This is a genomic window from Cupriavidus sp. DF5525 (assembly GCF_040149425.2).
Taxonomy (GTDB): Bacteria; Pseudomonadota; Gammaproteobacteria; order Burkholderiales; family Burkholderiaceae; genus Cupriavidus; species Cupriavidus pickettii_A.
Genome location: NZ_CP168265.1, coordinates 4,321,895 through 4,336,431 on the forward strand (window position 1 = coordinate 4,321,895; position 14,537 = coordinate 4,336,431).

The 14,537-nt window shown below is 68.1% G+C and carries 16 protein-coding genes; 7 read left to right on the forward strand and 9 right to left on the reverse strand.

Going from position 1 to position 14,537, the window contains the following annotated elements; all coding sequences use genetic code 11:
- Nucleotides 1–90: 90 nt before the first annotated feature.
- From ABNX08_RS20245 to ABNX08_RS20265, 5 genes are all read right to left on the reverse strand, one after another.
- Complete coding sequence (locus tag ABNX08_RS20245) at nt 91–1,365, reverse strand: NAD(P)/FAD-dependent oxidoreductase (protein ID WP_349604440.1); 1,275 nt, start codon at nt 1,363–1,365, stop codon at nt 91–93.
- Between the two features lie 13 nt (nt 1,366–1,378).
- A complete protein-coding gene (locus ABNX08_RS20250; protein ID WP_022536931.1) occupies nt 1,379–1,735 on the reverse strand; it encodes a c-type cytochrome in 357 nt (118 codons plus the stop codon).
- A gap of 165 nt (nt 1,736–1,900) precedes the next feature.
- Nucleotides 1,901–2,764, reverse strand: a complete 864-nt coding sequence (locus tag ABNX08_RS20255; protein ID WP_022536932.1) for a BON domain-containing protein — start codon at nt 2,762–2,764, stop codon at nt 1,901–1,903.
- Between the two features lie 55 nt (nt 2,765–2,819).
- Nucleotides 2,820–3,407 (reverse strand): phosphoheptose isomerase, encoded by a 588-nt coding sequence (locus ABNX08_RS20260; RefSeq protein WP_022536933.1) that lies wholly within the window; start codon nt 3,405–3,407, stop codon nt 2,820–2,822.
- A 72-nt stretch (nt 3,408–3,479) separates the two neighbouring features.
- On the reverse strand, nt 3,480–3,860 hold the full coding sequence (locus tag ABNX08_RS20265; protein WP_349604439.1) for a YraN family protein: 381 nt from the start codon (nt 3,858–3,860) through the stop codon (nt 3,480–3,482).
- Nucleotides 3,861–3,875: 15 nt separating this feature from the next.
- On the opposite strand from ABNX08_RS20265, the gene rsmI reads away from it, so the two are divergent.
- The gene (gene rsmI / locus ABNX08_RS20270) at nt 3,876–4,784 is read left to right on the forward strand and encodes a 16S rRNA (cytidine(1402)-2'-O)-methyltransferase (protein ID WP_349604437.1); all 909 of its coding nucleotides are present in this window, start codon (nt 3,876–3,878) and stop codon (nt 4,782–4,784) included.
- Between the two features lie 87 nt (nt 4,785–4,871).
- On the opposite strand, the gene ABNX08_RS20275 is transcribed toward rsmI, so the two are convergent.
- On the reverse strand, nt 4,872–5,630 hold the full coding sequence (locus ABNX08_RS20275; RefSeq protein WP_022536936.1) for a septal ring lytic transglycosylase RlpA family protein: 759 nt from the start codon (nt 5,628–5,630) through the stop codon (nt 4,872–4,874).
- A gap of 282 nt (nt 5,631–5,912) precedes the next feature.
- On the opposite strand from ABNX08_RS20275, the gene ABNX08_RS20280 reads away from it, so the two are divergent.
- The 3 genes from ABNX08_RS20280 to ABNX08_RS20290 all read left to right on the forward strand — a co-directional run bounded on the left by ABNX08_RS20280 (nt 5,913) and on the right by ABNX08_RS20290 (nt 7,661).
- Nucleotides 5,913–6,563 (forward strand): MBL fold metallo-hydrolase, encoded by a 651-nt coding sequence (locus tag ABNX08_RS20280; protein WP_349604435.1) that lies wholly within the window; start codon nt 5,913–5,915, stop codon nt 6,561–6,563.
- Nucleotides 6,564–6,568: 5 nt separating this feature from the next.
- On the forward strand, nt 6,569–7,225 hold the full coding sequence (locus tag ABNX08_RS20285) for an exonuclease (RefSeq protein ID WP_349604433.1): 657 nt from the start codon (nt 6,569–6,571) through the stop codon (nt 7,223–7,225).
- Between the two features lie 208 nt (nt 7,226–7,433).
- On the forward strand, nt 7,434–7,661 hold the full coding sequence (locus ABNX08_RS20290) for a hypothetical protein (protein WP_022536939.1): 228 nt from the start codon (nt 7,434–7,436) through the stop codon (nt 7,659–7,661).
- Nucleotides 7,662–7,752: 91 nt separating this feature from the next.
- Here the strand turns inward: ABNX08_RS20290 and arsC are convergent, their stop codons facing one another.
- Nucleotides 7,753–8,112: an arsenate reductase (glutaredoxin) gene (arsC, locus tag ABNX08_RS20295; protein WP_022536940.1), complete on the reverse strand. Its 360-nt coding sequence runs from the start codon at nt 8,110–8,112 to the stop codon at nt 7,753–7,755.
- 194 nt (nt 8,113–8,306) lie between these two features.
- Here arsC and ABNX08_RS20300 point away from each other — a divergent pair, with 194 nt between their 5' ends.
- Nucleotides 8,307–8,891 carry an N-acetyltransferase family protein gene (locus tag ABNX08_RS20300; RefSeq protein ID WP_349604430.1) on the forward strand — a complete coding sequence of 195 codons (585 nt, stop codon included), beginning with the start codon at nt 8,307–8,309 and terminating at the stop codon, nt 8,889–8,891.
- 191 nt (nt 8,892–9,082) lie between these two features.
- On the opposite strand, the gene ABNX08_RS20305 is transcribed toward ABNX08_RS20300, so the two are convergent.
- Both ABNX08_RS20305 and ABNX08_RS20310 read right to left on the reverse strand, forming a co-directional pair.
- Entirely contained in the window at nt 9,083–10,351 is a 1,269-nt protein-coding gene (locus ABNX08_RS20305) for a M20/M25/M40 family metallo-hydrolase (protein ID WP_022536942.1), read from the reverse strand.
- 55 nt (nt 10,352–10,406) lie between these two features.
- Nucleotides 10,407–11,666 (reverse strand): allantoate amidohydrolase, encoded by a 1,260-nt coding sequence (locus tag ABNX08_RS20310; RefSeq protein ID WP_349604428.1) that lies wholly within the window; start codon nt 11,664–11,666, stop codon nt 10,407–10,409.
- Between the two features lie 427 nt (nt 11,667–12,093).
- On the opposite strand from ABNX08_RS20310, the gene ABNX08_RS20315 reads away from it, so the two are divergent.
- A complete protein-coding gene (locus ABNX08_RS20315) occupies nt 12,094–13,500 on the forward strand; it encodes a C4-dicarboxylate transporter DctA (RefSeq protein ID WP_022536944.1) in 1,407 nt (468 codons plus the stop codon).
- A gap of 48 nt (nt 13,501–13,548) precedes the next feature.
- The gene (locus tag ABNX08_RS20320; RefSeq protein WP_022536945.1) at nt 13,549–14,241 is read left to right on the forward strand and encodes a GntR family transcriptional regulator; all 693 of its coding nucleotides are present in this window, start codon (nt 13,549–13,551) and stop codon (nt 14,239–14,241) included.
- Nucleotides 14,242–14,537 lie beyond the last annotated feature (296 nt).

Below are 14,537 nucleotides of genomic sequence, written 5' to 3' on the forward strand. Positions count from 1 at the left end.
TAGGGTAGCAGCCGGGCGCGCCAGGCGCCTGGCAAGTTTTTGCGATCCTCCCGGCACGACTGGCGCTGCCGGACCGCCCCGACGGCGCCGCTAGCCCAGCATCTCCGCCCAGATGCTCCTGGCCCAGGCGAGCGCGTAGTCGCCTTCCAGGATGTTCGGCGCCTCCGACAGCCCGCCCGAGCCCGGCACCGTCAGCATGGTCTTCTGCGCGGCGTCGTAGCGGTGCACGCTGGCCACATGCACGGCCTCGCGATCCGAGGTGAAGCTGTAGCAGGTGTTGTTATAGAGCGGCTGCGGGTCCGGTGCGCGGCCTGACAGCAGTGCCACCATGGCGGCGGCGGCCACCTTGCCGTGCTGGTTGGCCATATGGCCGGACTTGGGCATCAGCGGCGCAATCTGGATGGCATCGCCGATCACGTGGATATTCGGCGCCGCGCGCGACTCGAAGCTGACGAAGTCCACCTCGCACCACTTGCCGTTGGCCGTCGCCAGCCCGGCCGACACTGCGATCGCGCCGGCGCGCTGCGGGGGCAGCACGTTGAGCACATCCGCCCGCTCGTCGTCCTGCACCTCGAACTTGAGCGTGCGCGTGGCGGGATCGACATCGACTGTGTTGTACTGCGGCCGGTATTCGACCATGCCCTTGTACTGTGAGGCCCAAACCTGCCGGAACAACCCCGCCTTGGAGGTAATGTCCGGGTTCGCGTCGAGGATCAGCACCTTGCTGCGCGGCTTGTGCTGCCTGAAATAATGCGCCACCTGGCAGGCGCGCTCGTACGGGCCCGGCGGGCAGCGGTACGGCGCCAGCGGGATGGTGATGGCGTAGGTGCCGCCGTCGGGCATGGCCTCGAGCTGGCGGCGCAGCGCCACGGTCTGCGGGCCGGCCTTCCAGGCGTGCAGCACCTGGTCGCCGCCGGGCTGCTTCAGCCCGGGCAGCGCGTCGCTCATCATGTCGACGCCGGGCGACAGCAGCAGGCGGTCATACGGCAGCGTGGTGCCGCCCGCGAGCCGCACGGTGCGCTTTGCCGGATCGATGGCGACGGCGGTGTCGCGCACCAGCTTCACGCCATGGCGGCGCACCAGCGCGTCGTACGGCAGCGTGAGGTCGGCCAGTTGGCGGCTGCCGCCGATCACCAGGTTCGACAGCGGGCAGGAAATAAAGGCCGGATTGGGTTCGACCAGCGTCACCTCGATGGCCTGGCCGCTCCACTCCCGCAGGTAGCGCGCCGCGGTCGCGCCGCCATAGCCGCCGCCGACCACGACCACCTTTGCCGGCGCCGCAGCCCGGGCCGCCTGGGCCGCCCCAATGCCGACCGAACCCAGTACTGCGGCGCCCGTGGCGCCCAGGAAGCTTCGTCTTTGCATTGCCGGTCCCCTTTCAGCGCACCGCGGCGAACCACGCCGCGATGGTGGCGATCTGCTCGTCGTCGTAACCCTTGGCGATCTGGTGCATCACCGTGGCCGGCCGCGTGCCGGCCCTGAACGCCTGCATCTGTGTCACCAGTTCGGCCGCCGGGCGGCCCGCCAGCGACGGGATCGGGCTGCCGGCCGGCGCGCGCCCGGCGGGGCCATGGCAGCTGGTGCAGGCGGCGGCCTGGTTGCGGGCGCGCAGCGCGGCTTCGGTGGATGGGACAGCTGCCGCAGCATCTGCGGCCAGCGCCGGCTGGGCGCCGCACAGCGCCGATGCCAGCAGCGCCAGCCGCACGAACACAGCGGGCCGGGGAATTGTTGTCATTGGTCTCGCTCCGTGTGGGGCCGGCGCGGGGATCCGCTTGGGGGCGGCCGGCGTGGCAACCGTATCACAACGGGCGGGAATGGTGTGCGGCGAAAACCGCAGAAGGACGAGCGGCGCCCGCATGAGCGGGCGCCGTCGAGACCGGGCCGGAACTGGCCCTGGTGCTCAGGGCAGGTTGCGCCCCGGGGGCAGCGTCACCGGCGAGGCCACCGGCGCGGTGACCGGGCTGGCCGTGGCCGCCGCGTCGGTGCCCGCCGGCGCGTCGATCGGACCGCCGACGCCCGGCACCGACTGCACTGGCGCCGGCGTGCCGATATTGCCGGCACTGCTGTCAGGCGACGGGTTCTGCGCGGTCGAGGCCGCGTCCAGGCGCGCGCGCTCAGTATCGTTGACGTAGTCGAAGGCCTTGACCACCTTGGTCACGCCCGAAGCGTTGCGCGCCACGTCGGTGGCACGATCGCCCTCGGCGGTGGTGACCACGCCCAGCAGGTAGACCACGCTCTTCTCGGTGGTGATCTTGATCGAGTTCGACGGCACGCCTTCCGCGGTCATCAGCAGCGTCTTGACCTTGCTGGTCAGGTAGGCGTCCTGGCTCTGGGTCATGAAGCCCGGCGAGCTGACGACCTCCAGCTCGTTGATCACCACGCGCGCATTGGGCAGGCCGCGCACATATTGCTCGACCTGCTGCCTGACGTTGTCGTTGCTGGCTTCGCCAGTCAGCAGCACTTTGCGGTTGAACACGGTCACGTTGACGCGTGCCTGGCCGCTGTAGCGCGAGTTGATGGTGTTCTCGGCCTCGAGCTGCAGGCCGCGGTCCACGGTCTGGGTGGCGGTGGGCCGGCGGTCGGTGGCCATGGCCACGCCGGTCCCCATGGCGCCGGCGATCACCGGGAAGCAGCCGGCGAGCTGCGTGGCCGAGACCAGTACGGCGGCCGCGGCCAGCGCGGCGCGCGCCAGGCGCGGGGTGCGGGCAGGATGGCGCGCGCCGGCGCCGTTCCGGGAGTCATGCGTAGTGGGCAGAGTCGTCATGCGGTCCTTGCTATGGCTGGATGTTGGGAATGGGCGGATGTGCGGATCAGCGGGATCAGGCTTCCCCGAGCAATGCCGCGTCGATGCCGTCGCACAGGCAGTGCAGGGTCAGCAGGTGCACTTCCTGGATGCGCGCGGTGCGCTCGCTGGGCACGCACAGGTGGATATCGAACTCGTCGAGCAGGCCGCCAATGACGCCGCCACCCTTGCCGGTCAGCGCGATGACGGCCATCTCGCGCTGGCGTGCGGCCTCGATGGCGGCGATCACGTTGGCCGAGTTGCCCGAGGTGGAGATCGCCAGCAGGATGTCGCCGGGCAAGCCGAGCGCCTCGACCTGCTTGGAAAACACCTTGCTGAAGTCATAGTCGTTGCCGATCGCGGTCAGGATCGAGCTGTCGGTGGTCAGCGCAAGCGCCGCCAGGCCCGGCCGTTCGCGTTCGAAGCGCCCGACCAGCTCGGCCGCGAAGTGCTGCGCGTCGGCCGCCGAGCCGCCGTTGCCGCAGGCCAGGATCTTGTTGCCGCTGGTCAGCGCGCCGACCATGCGTTCCACGGCGGCGTCGATATAGGGGGCCATCACCGCCGCGGCCTGTCGCTTGGTCTCGGCACTGTCTAGGAATTGTTGCTGGATACTGTCGATACTCATGGCTCTGTGGCCTTTTTCATTGCCGATGCGGCGCGGGGGCGCCCGCCTATCGTGCGGTCGCGATAGCGCGCATTATGAACCAGCCCCGGCGGCATCCAGGTCAAAGGCGTGCTGCAGCCAGTCCAGCCGGCCCGGTTCCAGCGCCACCACCTCGAAGCGGCACGGCGGCGCCTGCGCCAGCGTCGCCAGGTAGTGCGCCCCCGCCAGCAGCACGCGGCGCTGCTTGGCGGGCGTCACGCTGGCGGCCGCCCCGCCAAAGCCCCTGCCGCTGCGCTGGCGCACCTGCACGAACACCAGCGTGCCGTCCGGCGCGCGCATCACCAGGTCGATCTCGCCGCCTTTGCAGCGATAATTGCGAACCACGGGCTCCAGGCCCTGGCGCCGCAGGTGTGCCAGCGCCCGGTCTTCGGCCCGCGCCCCGCGCGCCTGCGTGGTGGATTTGAATGGTTGCATCAACGGAAGTTCTCAATGAGTGACTGGATCTCGCTGGCGGCCAGCCAGTCGTACCCGGGCGGCACGCTGTATGTCGTGGCCACGCCCATCGGCAACGTCGCGGACCTGTCGCTGCGGGCCCTGCACGTGCTCGGCCTGGCCGATGCCGTGGCCTGCGAAGACACCCGCAATACCGGCCAGCTGCTGTCGCGCGTCGGCCTGCAGCGGCCGCTGGTGGCCGTGCACGAGCACAACGAGCGCGAAGCCGCCGGCCGCATCGTGGCGCGGCTGGCCGCGGGCGAGCGCATCGCCTACGTCTCCGATGCGGGCACGCCCGGCATCTCCGATCCCGGCGCACGCCTGGTCGAGGCGGTGCGCGCCGCCGGCCACCTGGTGGTGCCCCTGCCCGGGCCCAGCGCCGCGGTCGCCGCGTTGTCGGTGGCCGGCGAGATGCTCGACGCCGGCGAGGGCCGCTTCACCTTCGTCGGCTTCCTGCCGAGCAAGCCCAAGGCACGCGCCGAATCCATCGCCCGGCTGGCGGCGCTGGACCACGCCTGGGTCTGCTATGAGGCACCGCACCGGATCGCCGACACACTGGCCGCGTTGGCCGCCGGCCTGCCGGGCGAGCGCCGCCTGCTGGTCGGGCGCGAGCTGACCAAGCTGTTCGAGGACATTGCCGTGCTGCCCGTGGCGCAGGCGCCGGCCTGGTTGGCGGCCGACCCGAACCGGGCCAAGGGGGAGTTCGTGCTGGTCGTGGAAGGCGCTGGCGCCGCCGCTGCCGCGGATGGACAGCCGGATGCCGAAGCGCAACGTGTACTGGGGCTGCTGCTGGCTGAGTTGCCGGCCAAGCGCGCCGCCAAGCTGGCAGCGGCGATCACGGGCGCGGGCACCGATGCGCTCTACCAGCTGGCGCTGGCGCAACGCGCCGGCGACGCCGAGGATTGAAGCGGCCCGGGCATGATCCCGGGCTGGGAGAGAGGAAAGTAACGGAGAGGTGTCAGCGCGCGGTGGCATGCATCGGCGCTGGAGTCGTCAGCGGCGCTTGCGCTTGACCGTCTTGCCGCTGGCCTTGGTCGACTTGCTCGCCTTGGCGGGCGCCAGCGAGTTGGCCAGTTCCGGCACGGACACGTCGTCGTCGCCGCTGCCATCGCCGGATTCAGTGCCGCCGGCATCCACCTGCGGGCCCAGCGCGGCCACTTCGGTGCGCGTCAGGCGGCGGATTTCCACCTGGGTGGCGCCGCGCTCGACAAAGCCCAGCCGGCGCGCGGCGCCCATGGACACGTCCAGCACGCGGTTGCCGTGGTACGGCCCGCGGTCATTGATCCGCAGCACCGCCACCTTGTTGTTGCGCAGGTTGCGCACCAGCACCCAGCTGTCGAGCGGCAACGACGGGTGGGCGGCGGTCATGGCGCGCATGTTGAAGCGCTCGCCGTTGGCGGTCTTGCGGCCGTGGAAGCCCTTGCCATACCACGACGCGACGCCGCGCTGCTCGAAGGTGCCGATGTCGGCACGCAGGCCGTCCAGCGAACTGCCGCTGCGGCTGTCGTCCGGGTCATAGCCGAACAGGTTCCAGCTGCCGTTGTCATTATTACGCGCAGACTTGCCGCCGTCGGGCTTGGCGGCGTTCTTTGCTGCCGCGCGCGTGGGCACCGCGCCGGAGGTGCCGGCGCTGGCCGCGTCGTCGCCCTCGGGGGGCGTGGCACAAGCGGCCAGCACCAGGGCACATGCGGTGCATGTCCCGAGCTTGGCCAGCCGTTGCCAGCGCTTGGTGAGGGCGGAGATCCTTAGCATGGGCGCGAGTCTAACATCGACTATTGCGGACTATGGCTTTCATTTTGTTACGAAATCTGTACGATTTCGCACCAACGGGTGCTATCTGCCCGGAATCCCGCATGTGGCAAGGGATTGCGGCCGATCACCTGTTCCGGCAGGCGCGAAACTAATAAGTCACATTGGCGATAGCGCGGCGGTGTCCCGGCCGCCCGGCGCTACAATGCATGGCACTGGTCCGCCGTGCGCTCGGGCCAATCCGGCGCGCCCCTCAGAAGGCGCCAGGATCACAAAAACACATCCATGAAAGTCCTGCTTATCCCCGTTACGCCCTTCCAGCAAAACTGCTCGCTGCTAATTGATGAAAGCACCAATCGTGCCGCCGTCTGTGATCCCGGCGGCGACCTGGAACGCATCCGCGAGGCGGTCAGGGAACAAGGCGTCACGCTGGAAAAGATCTTCCTGACGCACGGCCATGTCGACCACTGCGCGGGCGCCGCGGCACTGTCGCGCGAGTTCGGCATCCCGATCGAAGGCCCGCAGCAGGACGAACGCTTCTGGATCGAGCAGCTGCCCGAGCAGACGCGTCGCTTCGGATTCGGCCAGGCCGAGGCCTTCGAGCCCGACCGCTGGCTGGAGAACGGCGACACCGTGCAGTTCGGCAACGAAATCCTGGAGGTCTACCACTGCCCCGGCCACACGCCCGGCCACGTGGTGTTCTTCTCGCGCGGCAACCGGCTGGCGGTGGTGGGCGACGTGCTGTTCGCCGGCTCGATCGGCCGCACCGACTTCCCGCGCGGCAACCACGCCGACCTGATCCGCTCGATCCGCACGCGGCTGTGGCCGCTGGGCGAGGACGTGACCTTCATCCCCGGCCACGGACCCGTCTCAACCTTTGGCGAAGAGCGCCGCAACAACCCGTTCGTAGCCGACCACCTGATCGACGTGGGCTGAGCGCCATGGCCAAGCGACAGGCGCCCGACACCCGCCCGGAGATCTACGTCAGCACCGACGTGGAGGCCGACGGCCCGATCCCGGGCCCGCATTCGATGCTGTCGTTCGCCTCGGCGGCGATGCTGGCGGACAAGACCGTGGTCGGCACCTTCTCGGCCAACCTGGAAACGCTGCCCGGCGCCGCCGGCCACCCGGTGCAGATGCAGTGGTGGCAAACCCAGCCCGAAGCCTGGAGCGCCTGCCGGCGCGACCTGCAGCGCCCCGAGGACGCCATGGTGCGCTACGTCGAATGGGTCGAGAGCCTGCCCGGCAAGCCGGTCTTCGTGGCCTTTCCGGCCGGTTTCGATTTCACCTGGATGTTCTGGTACATGATGCGTTTTGCCGGGCGTTCGCCCTTTGGCTGGGCGGCGCTGGATATCAAGACGCTGGGCTTCGCGCTGACCGGGCGGCCCTACCGCAGGACGGTCAAGGCAGCCTTCCCGGCCGGATGGCTGGACCCGCTGCCGCATACCCACGTGGCGCTGGACGATGCGCTGGAGCAAGGCGCGCTGTTCTGCAACATGCTGGCGACATTGCGCGAACGCGAGGCCGCGATGGCGGCCCCGGGGCCCGGCAGTGCCGACGAGGCAAGCGAGCCGTCACCCCCGCCAGCGCAGTCCTGAACCTGCCGCTGCGCCGCAGCATGCATGGCGGCACGTCCTTTGCAGACTGCGCCTCGCATCCGACCTCATCCCGCCTATATTAGAAGTGGATATGGCGCACCGGGCGAAACGAGCCAACAGACTATCCGGCGCAATCGCGCAACCCCGCCATATACCGTCTGACCCATGTTGCCCGGTCCGCGCGGCGCCTGCCGAGGAGGTGTCGATCATGCGTTTTCCTACCGACCTGCACTTGAGAGACCTGGCCGGCCGGATCCACTGGCCGCATGCCACGCGCGGCGCCACGCCCATTACCCATCGACACACCTCGGATGAGGACGCCGAAGTCGCCAAGGCAACGTTGTACGTCAGCACGGTGACGCTGGTGGTGCTGCTGGTCGTGCTGGCGGCCATCGCTTTCGGTCAGGAGGCCATGCACTGGCTGGGTGTTCATTAGACGACCCGCCTGAAGCAGTTTGTCTCGCAGACCGGCCGGCCCCCACAGTCCGTGGGGGCCGGTTCTATTCCGGGGCCGCGCTTGACAAGGGTCAGGCCAGCAGTTGGGTCACGTTCTCGGGCGGCCGGCCGATCGCGGCGCGGCGGTTGCGCACCACAACCGGGCGCTGCAGCAGGATCGGGTTGTCGGCCACGGCGGCCAGCAGTTCGGCGTCGGTCAGGCCGGGGTCGTCCAGGCCCAGTTCAGCGTACGGCGCCTCGTTGTCGCGCAGCATCTCGCGCACCGGCACGCCCAGCATGGTGTGGAGCTGGCGCAGCGTGGACAGCGACGGCGGGTGCTTCAGGTACTCCACGATTTCCACCGGTTCGCCCAGCCTTTCGGCGGCGGCTTCGACCAGGGCCAGCGTCTCGCGCGACTTGGAGCAGCGGGGGTTGTGGTAGATCGTGATCATGGCAGGTCCTTTCTTGTCCTTTCTGGTCATTATCGTGCCCCGGACTGGGGCGTCGGCACTAATGCGGTGCAAATCAAACCGCACTATATACAAGACACCGGCGATCGCGCAGGGGTAGGTACGATCATGTGTCCGGCACGCATCCTGCGTTGCCCCAATTCCTTGCTTCCGGCCAGCCGAGCCTGCCTTTTCCGATGACCTCCGCCACCGCTTCCACCAGTCCCGCAGACCGCACCACCGCGCCCAAATCGTTCTCGCTGCGCGACGCTACCCCCGCCGACGTTCCTGCCATCCACGCCATCTACGCGCACCACGTACTGCACGGCCGCGCCTCGTTCGAAGAGGTGCCGCCCACGCTCGACGACATGCAGCGGCGCTTTGCCGAGGTGCAGTGCAAGGGACTGCCCTATCTGGTCGCCGAACGCGAGGGCGAGGTGCTGGGCTACGCCTATGCCTCGTCGTACCGCACTCGCAGCGCCTACCGTTTTGCCATCGAGGACTCGATCTATATTGACCACCGCCGCGTCGGCGAAGGCCTGGGCCAGGCGCTGCTCGCTGAACTGATCGCGCGGTGCGAGACCGGGCCGTGGCGCCAGATGGTCGCCGTGATCGCCTGCACCGCCGGCGGCGAGGGTGCCGGCTCGCTGGCCGTGCATGAACGGCTGGGTTTTCGCACCGTAGGCCGGCTGGAGGCGGCGGGTTTCAAGCATGGCCAGTGGATCGATACGGTGCTGATGCAGCGGGTGCTGGGGGCGGGGGCGAATACCCTGCCGGAGTAGGCAGAATCGGCCTCCGCGAGTACGGCCTCGCAGATCATTGCGGTGCTGATGCGCGAGTACCCGTCGGGCGCGAGGTGAGCGGAGCAGCATCACTGTCTGATCGACCATCCAACAAAAAGACGCCACGGACCCTCCGTGGCGTCTTTTCTTGCTTTTGCGCAACCGCCTGCCGGCGGCGCTCATCGAACTGCTTACTTCATCAAATCCGACAACGCCAGCGCCACCACCTTGGTCGCCCGGTTCAGGTCGTTCAACCGCAGGTTCTCATCCGAGTTGTGGCCGCGCGCCTCCATCAGCGTGCGCGGACCAGCGCCATACAGCACAGTCGGGATGCCGCGCTTGGTGTAGTGGCGTGCGTCCGTGTACAGCGGCACGCCTTGCACCGGGATCTCCACGCCGAACACCGACTCGGCACGGCTCTTCAGCGCGCCGATCAGCTTTTCCACGCCCGGCAGTTCCGACAGCGGCTCGGCCAGGATGATGCGCTCGACCTTGACTTCGATGCCCGGACGGTCCTTGGCGGCGTTCTCCACCACGGCGCGGATCTCGCCTTCGGCGTCGAAGCCGATTTCCTCGGGGATCATGCGGCGGTCGACGCGGAAGGTCACCAGGTCCGGCACCACGTTGGTGTTGATGCCGCCCTTGATCAGGCCGACGTTCAGCGTGGCGGTGTCGATGCCCGGCACCTTGGACTTGCGCGTGGCCAGCTCGGCACGCAGTCCGTAGATGGCCTGCAGGATGTGGGTCGCGGCTTCGATCGCATCCACGCCGGTGTGCGGCATGGCGGCGTGGCCCTGCTTGCCCTTGACGGTCACTTCCACGTGCAGGCAGCCGTTGTGCGACGAGGTGATGCCGTACGAGAAGCCGGCCGAGATCGCGTAGTCGGCCTTGCTCAGGTTGTTGTCGAGCAGGAACTTGGGACCGATATCGCCGCCGGTTTCCTCGTCATAGGTGAACTGCAACTCGACCGCGCCGTTGATCTTCGCGCCCTGCTTCTCGGCTTCCATCAGCGCCAGCACGGCATAGGTGTAGGTGGCGAAATCCGACTTGGACACCGCCACGCCGCGGCCGTACATGACCGGACCATGCTCGCTGTCGGCAACCTCGCCGCCGTAGGGGTCCTTGGTCCAGCCCAGGCCCGGGGGCACCACGTCGCCGTGGGCGTTCATGGCGATGGTCGGGCCGCCCGTGCCGAACTGCTTGCGCACGATCAGGTTGGTGGCGCTGATCATGCCGGCCGCCTTCACCTGCGCGTCGGGCACCTTGTGCGCTTCCACCGCAAAGCCCAGGCCCTCCAGCAGTTCCTTGGCGCGCTTGCCATGGGCGTCGCAGTCACCGGCCGGGTTGTCCGAGGGCACCTTGACCAGCTCCGCCAGGAAGGCTTCCTGCTCCGGGCGGTGCTGGTCGATGAACTGGGTCAGCGTGGTTTCGATGGGGTTCATATTGTCTCGTGCGGTCATGACTTGTTCTCGTAACTACTCAGGAGGGTTCGGGTGGGGTTCGGGGCGTGCGCGCTTACTGGGGCAGCCGGAAGCTTTCGACGAAATCGCTGAACACGCGCGCGGACACGGCTGCATCTTCGGCGGTCATGGTTTCGGTGGGATGGTGGCTGATGCCGCCGTTGCCGCAGCGCACGAACAGCATGGCGACGTCGGCGATGGCGGCAATAGCCATGGCGTCGTGGCCGGCGCCCGACGCCAGGTGGCGCACCGGCACGCCCTGGCGGGCAATGGCAGCGGCCCATTGCTCTTGCAGCCACGGGGCGCACGGCACGCTCTTCGCCTCGTGGGTCTTGCGCACTTGTGCGCGCACGTTGCGGCGCGCGCATACGCGCTCGATCTCGGCCAGCACGTCGTTGACGGCGGCCTCGCGCTCGGCGTCGATGCCCGAGCGGATGTCGATGGAGAACACCGCGTGGCCGGGCACCACGTTGGTGGCGCCGTTGGGCACGCTGAACTGGCCCACCGTGCCGACCAGGCCCGGCTTGCCGCCGCAGCGCTTCTCGATAAAGAGGCCGATCTCGGCACCGGCCATGGCCGCGTCGCGGCGCATGTCCATCGGCACCGTGCCGGCGTGGCCGGCCAGGCCTTCGAGCTCGACGATAAAGCGGGTGGCGCCGGAAATGGCCGTCACCACGCCTACCGGCAGGTTTTCGTTGAGCAGCACCGGGCCCTGCTCGATATGGACTTCGACGAAGGCCAGCACCTTGCTGCGATCGTGTTTCGCGGCCGGCAGCGCGGCGGCGTCGAAACCGGCCTCGTGCATCACTTCACGCATGGTCTTGCCGGAATCGTCGACGTTGTCGAGCACGTTGTTGTCGAAGGTGCCGGCGATGGCGCGGCTGCCGAGCAGCGTGGCCTTGAAGCGCACGCCCTCTTCCTCGGCAAAGCCCACCACCTCGATCGCGAACGGGAAGCGCTTGCCCTGGCGGTTCCATTCCGCCACGCAGGCGGTCGGCAGGATCACGCCGAGGTTGCCGTCATAGCGGCCGCCGTCGCGCACGGTGTCGAAGTGCGAACCGGTCAAGAGTGCGGGTGCGTCCGGCGAGGTGCCCTCGTAGCGGCCGATCACGTTGCCGGCGGCATCGCGCCGCACGGTCATGCCGGCCTGCTGCATCCATTCGGTCAGCTGCGCGGCGGCGCCGTGGTGGGCCTCGGTCAGGTAGGTACGGGTGAGCATGCCGGGCTGCTCGGTGTGGACGGCCAGGGCGTCGGCCCAGCCCATGATGCGCGTGCCTACCTCTGCGGGTGTGGACGGCGACGGATTTGCTGCCATGCGTTGTCTCCTGCTGGAAGTGCGTGATTGCCGCGGCGGGATGATCCGGCCGAACCTTCCGGCGTCTGCCGGGGCCAGCCGGCGCGGGCATGGCGCCCGTGCCGAAGCTCTATTCTGTGCGATTCATGTTAGCACAGTGAATTCAAAAATTGCATACAAAAATGATATGCACTATATTCGATTCCACGTTCAGACAATTCGCTGCGGACAATCCGGTCCGGACAGCGGATTGCGTGGATACCGTCCCAACAGGGGGGCTGTCCGCGAGGTGGCGAGCTTCCGACCTGGAGGCCCCGCCCGGAACGTAAGGCCGGCAGCCCACCAGCCAGCAGAGCAGTACGGGGGCAGCCGGTGATTCCTGGATCAGATGGGCCAGCCTGCACAAGCCAATGGACAAGTGCAGGACCGGCCCGGCACGGAGACAACCATGCAGCATGCAGTTCCCTCGCAGCCCCGCCCGGGCACCCCTCGCCTGCACACCCGCTTTACCCGCTCGCTGTTCGGCCAGGTACTGATCGCACTTGTGATCGGCACCGCACTCGGCCTGGTTTTTCCTGAGTTCGCCGCCAAGCTCAAGCCGCTTGGCGACGCCTTTATCAAGCTGATCAAGATGCTGATCGGGCCCATCGTGTTCTGCGTGGTGGTGGCCGGTATCTGCGGCGCCGGCGAGCTGAAGAAGGTCGGCCGTGTCGGCATCAAGGCTGTGGTGTATTTCGAGATCGTCACCACCATTGCGCTGGCGCTGGGCATCTTGCTGGCCTATGTGTTCCAGCCCGGCGTCGGCATGAATGTCGACCCGCGTTCGCTCGATGCGTCGGCCATCGCCGGCTTCATCGACAACGCCACCAAGGTCAAGGACCAGGGCACGGTCGACTTCCTGCTCAAACTGATCCCCAATACCGTGTTCGGCGCGTTTGCCAATGGCGACGTGCTGCAGGTGCTGCTGGTATCGATCCTGTTCGGCTGCGCGCTGTCGCTGGTCGGTGAGCCGGGCCGGCCGCTGGTCAAGCTGATCGACACCTTCTCGCACACGCTGTTCAAGATGATGGGTTTCATCATCAAGCTGGCGCCGCTGGGCGTGCTGGGCGCGGTGGCCTTTACCGTGGGCAAGTACGGCATCGGCTCGCTCAAGCAGCTCGGTTTCCTGGTGTTCCTGTTCTACGGCGCGGTGATCATCTTCGTGCTGGTGGTGCTGGGCACCATCATGCGCGTGTGCGGCTTCTCGGTGATCAAGCTGATCCGCTACCTGCGCGCCGAGCTGCTGGTGGTGCTGGGCACCGCCTCGTCCGACAGCGTGCTGCCGCAGGTGATGAAGAAGCTGGAATTCATGGGCATCAAGAAGTCGGTGGTGGGCCTGGTGATTCCTACCGGCTACTCCTTCAACCTGGATGCGTTCTCGATCTACCTGACGCTGGCCGCGGTGTTTATCGCCCAGGCCACCAACACGCCGCTGGCAATGGCAGACCTGCTCGGCATCCTGGCGGTGGCGCTGGTCACCTCCAAGGGCGCGCACGGCATCCCGGGCTCGGCCATCGTGATCCTGGCGGCGACGCTGTCGGCACATCCGGCGATTCCGGCGATCGGGCTGGTGCTGGTGCTGTCGGTGGACTGGTTTATCGGCATCGCGCGCGCCCTCGGCAACCTGATCGGCAACTGCGTGGCAACCGTGGTGGTGGCGGCCTGGGAGAAGGATATCGACCGCGAACGGGCGCATGGGGTGCTCAACGGCACCATCGAGGCGACCGACCTGGATGCGGGCCTTGCCGCGATGGCGCAAGACGGCGCCGGTGCGGGTTCGCCCGCCGCCGTGCCCGGGACCGTCGTGGGGCGCTAGAATCACGGCATCTCCCCTACCGCGCAGCCTCTGCGCAAGTGCGCTGCCATGCCCGAGCATATCGATCCTGACATGACCGCCGAAGCGATCGCCGAAGACATTGTCGCGGCGATCGTCTCGCACCGCCTGCCGCCCGGCACCAAGCTGCGCGAGGAGGCCCTGGCCAGCGTCTATCGCGTCAGCCGCACCAAGGTGCGCGCGGCGCTGCTGATGCTGTCCAAGGACAAGGTCATCCAGATGGTGCCGGACAAGGGCGCCTTCGTCGCCAAGCCCAGTGCGGAAGAAGCGCGCGAAGTCTTCGCGGTGCGCCGCATCCTGGAAGCGGCGCTGGCGCGCGAGTTCGTCGCCAAGGCGACGCCTGCCGACTACAAGCGCATCGACAAGCACCTGGCGTCCGAACGCAAGGCGCTGGCTGGCAACGATGCGCAGGTGCGCACCCGGCTGCTGGGCGACTTCCATATCGTGCTGGCCGAGGTGGTCGGCAACGGCGTGCTGACCGAGATGATGCGCGAACTGTCGACGCGCAGCGCGGTGATCACCATGCTGTACCAGTCGCGCCGCGACGCGGCGTGCTCGTCGGACGAGCATCGCGAGTTCATCGAGGCCGCCCGTGCCGGCGATGTCGAGCGGGCCGTCGCGCTGATGGTGGAGCACCTCGGCCATGTCGAGGGCGCCCTGCATTTCGAGGAAACCCCGCCGGTGGCGCGGGGCAAGGACCTGGTGGCGGCACTGCTGGCCTGATCACTTCCGAGGCGCCTGACCCGCGCTTGACGTGAGTCAAAGCAGCAAGCGCCGCCCGCGCGCACACTTGCCCTCGCCATGAAGACGCGGGGGCGCACTTCATGAGCACTCCGCCTTCCGCGCCTTATCGCCGGAAGGCTGCCCGCACGCTGCAATGGTGTGCGGGCTTTCTTTTTTCTGAGGACTGGCTTTCGTGCCGCTGAACGGCGCACCGCCGGGGCCAGTGTTCTTCCCCTCCGGGGCATGCCGTTTTCCCTTTCCAGCCAGCGCTTTGCGGCGACTGCAGCCGCGTTGAC

Bases quoted from the DNA above. Each gene is read 5' to 3' on its own strand.
- ABNX08_RS20285 (WP_349604433.1), top strand. From the start codon at position 6,569: ATGGCCAAGCGACAGGCGCCCGACACCCGCCCGGAGATCTACGTCAGC.
- ABNX08_RS20260 (WP_022536933.1), bottom strand. From the start codon at position 3,407: ATGAGTATCGACAGTATCCAGCAACAATTCCTAGACAGTGCCGAGACC.
- ABNX08_RS20245 (WP_349604440.1), bottom strand. From the start codon at position 1,365: ATGCAAAGACGAAGCTTCCTGGGCGCCACGGGCGCCGCAGTACTGGGT.
- ABNX08_RS20265 (WP_349604439.1), bottom strand. From the start codon at position 3,860: ATGCAACCATTCAAATCCACCACGCAGGCGCGCGGGGCGCGGGCCGAA.
- arsC (WP_022536940.1), bottom strand. From the start codon at position 8,112: ATGATCACGATCTACCACAACCCCCGCTGCTCCAAGTCGCGCGAGACG.
- rsmI (WP_349604437.1), top strand. From the start codon at position 3,876: ATGAGTGACTGGATCTCGCTGGCGGCCAGCCAGTCGTACCCGGGCGGC.
- ABNX08_RS20255 (WP_022536932.1), bottom strand. From the start codon at position 2,764: ATGACGACTCTGCCCACTACGCATGACTCCCGGAACGGCGCCGGCGCG.
- ABNX08_RS20275 (WP_022536936.1), bottom strand. From the start codon at position 5,630: ATGCTAAGGATCTCCGCCCTCACCAAGCGCTGGCAACGGCTGGCCAAG.
- ABNX08_RS20250 (WP_022536931.1), bottom strand. From the start codon at position 1,735: ATGACAACAATTCCCCGGCCCGCTGTGTTCGTGCGGCTGGCGCTGCTG.
- ABNX08_RS20315 (WP_022536944.1), top strand. From the start codon at position 12,094: ATGCAGCATGCAGTTCCCTCGCAGCCCCGCCCGGGCACCCCTCGCCTG.
- ABNX08_RS20305 (WP_022536942.1), bottom strand. From the start codon at position 10,351: ATGACCGCACGAGACAATATGAACCCCATCGAAACCACGCTGACCCAG.
- ABNX08_RS20320 (WP_022536945.1), top strand. From the start codon at position 13,549: ATGCCCGAGCATATCGATCCTGACATGACCGCCGAAGCGATCGCCGAA.
- ABNX08_RS20300 (WP_349604430.1), top strand. From the start codon at position 8,307: ATGACCTCCGCCACCGCTTCCACCAGTCCCGCAGACCGCACCACCGCG.
- ABNX08_RS20280 (WP_349604435.1), top strand. From the start codon at position 5,913: ATGAAAGTCCTGCTTATCCCCGTTACGCCCTTCCAGCAAAACTGCTCG.
- ABNX08_RS20310 (WP_349604428.1), bottom strand. From the start codon at position 11,666: ATGGCAGCAAATCCGTCGCCGTCCACACCCGCAGAGGTAGGCACGCGC.
- ABNX08_RS20290 (WP_022536939.1), top strand. From the start codon at position 7,434: ATGCGTTTTCCTACCGACCTGCACTTGAGAGACCTGGCCGGCCGGATC.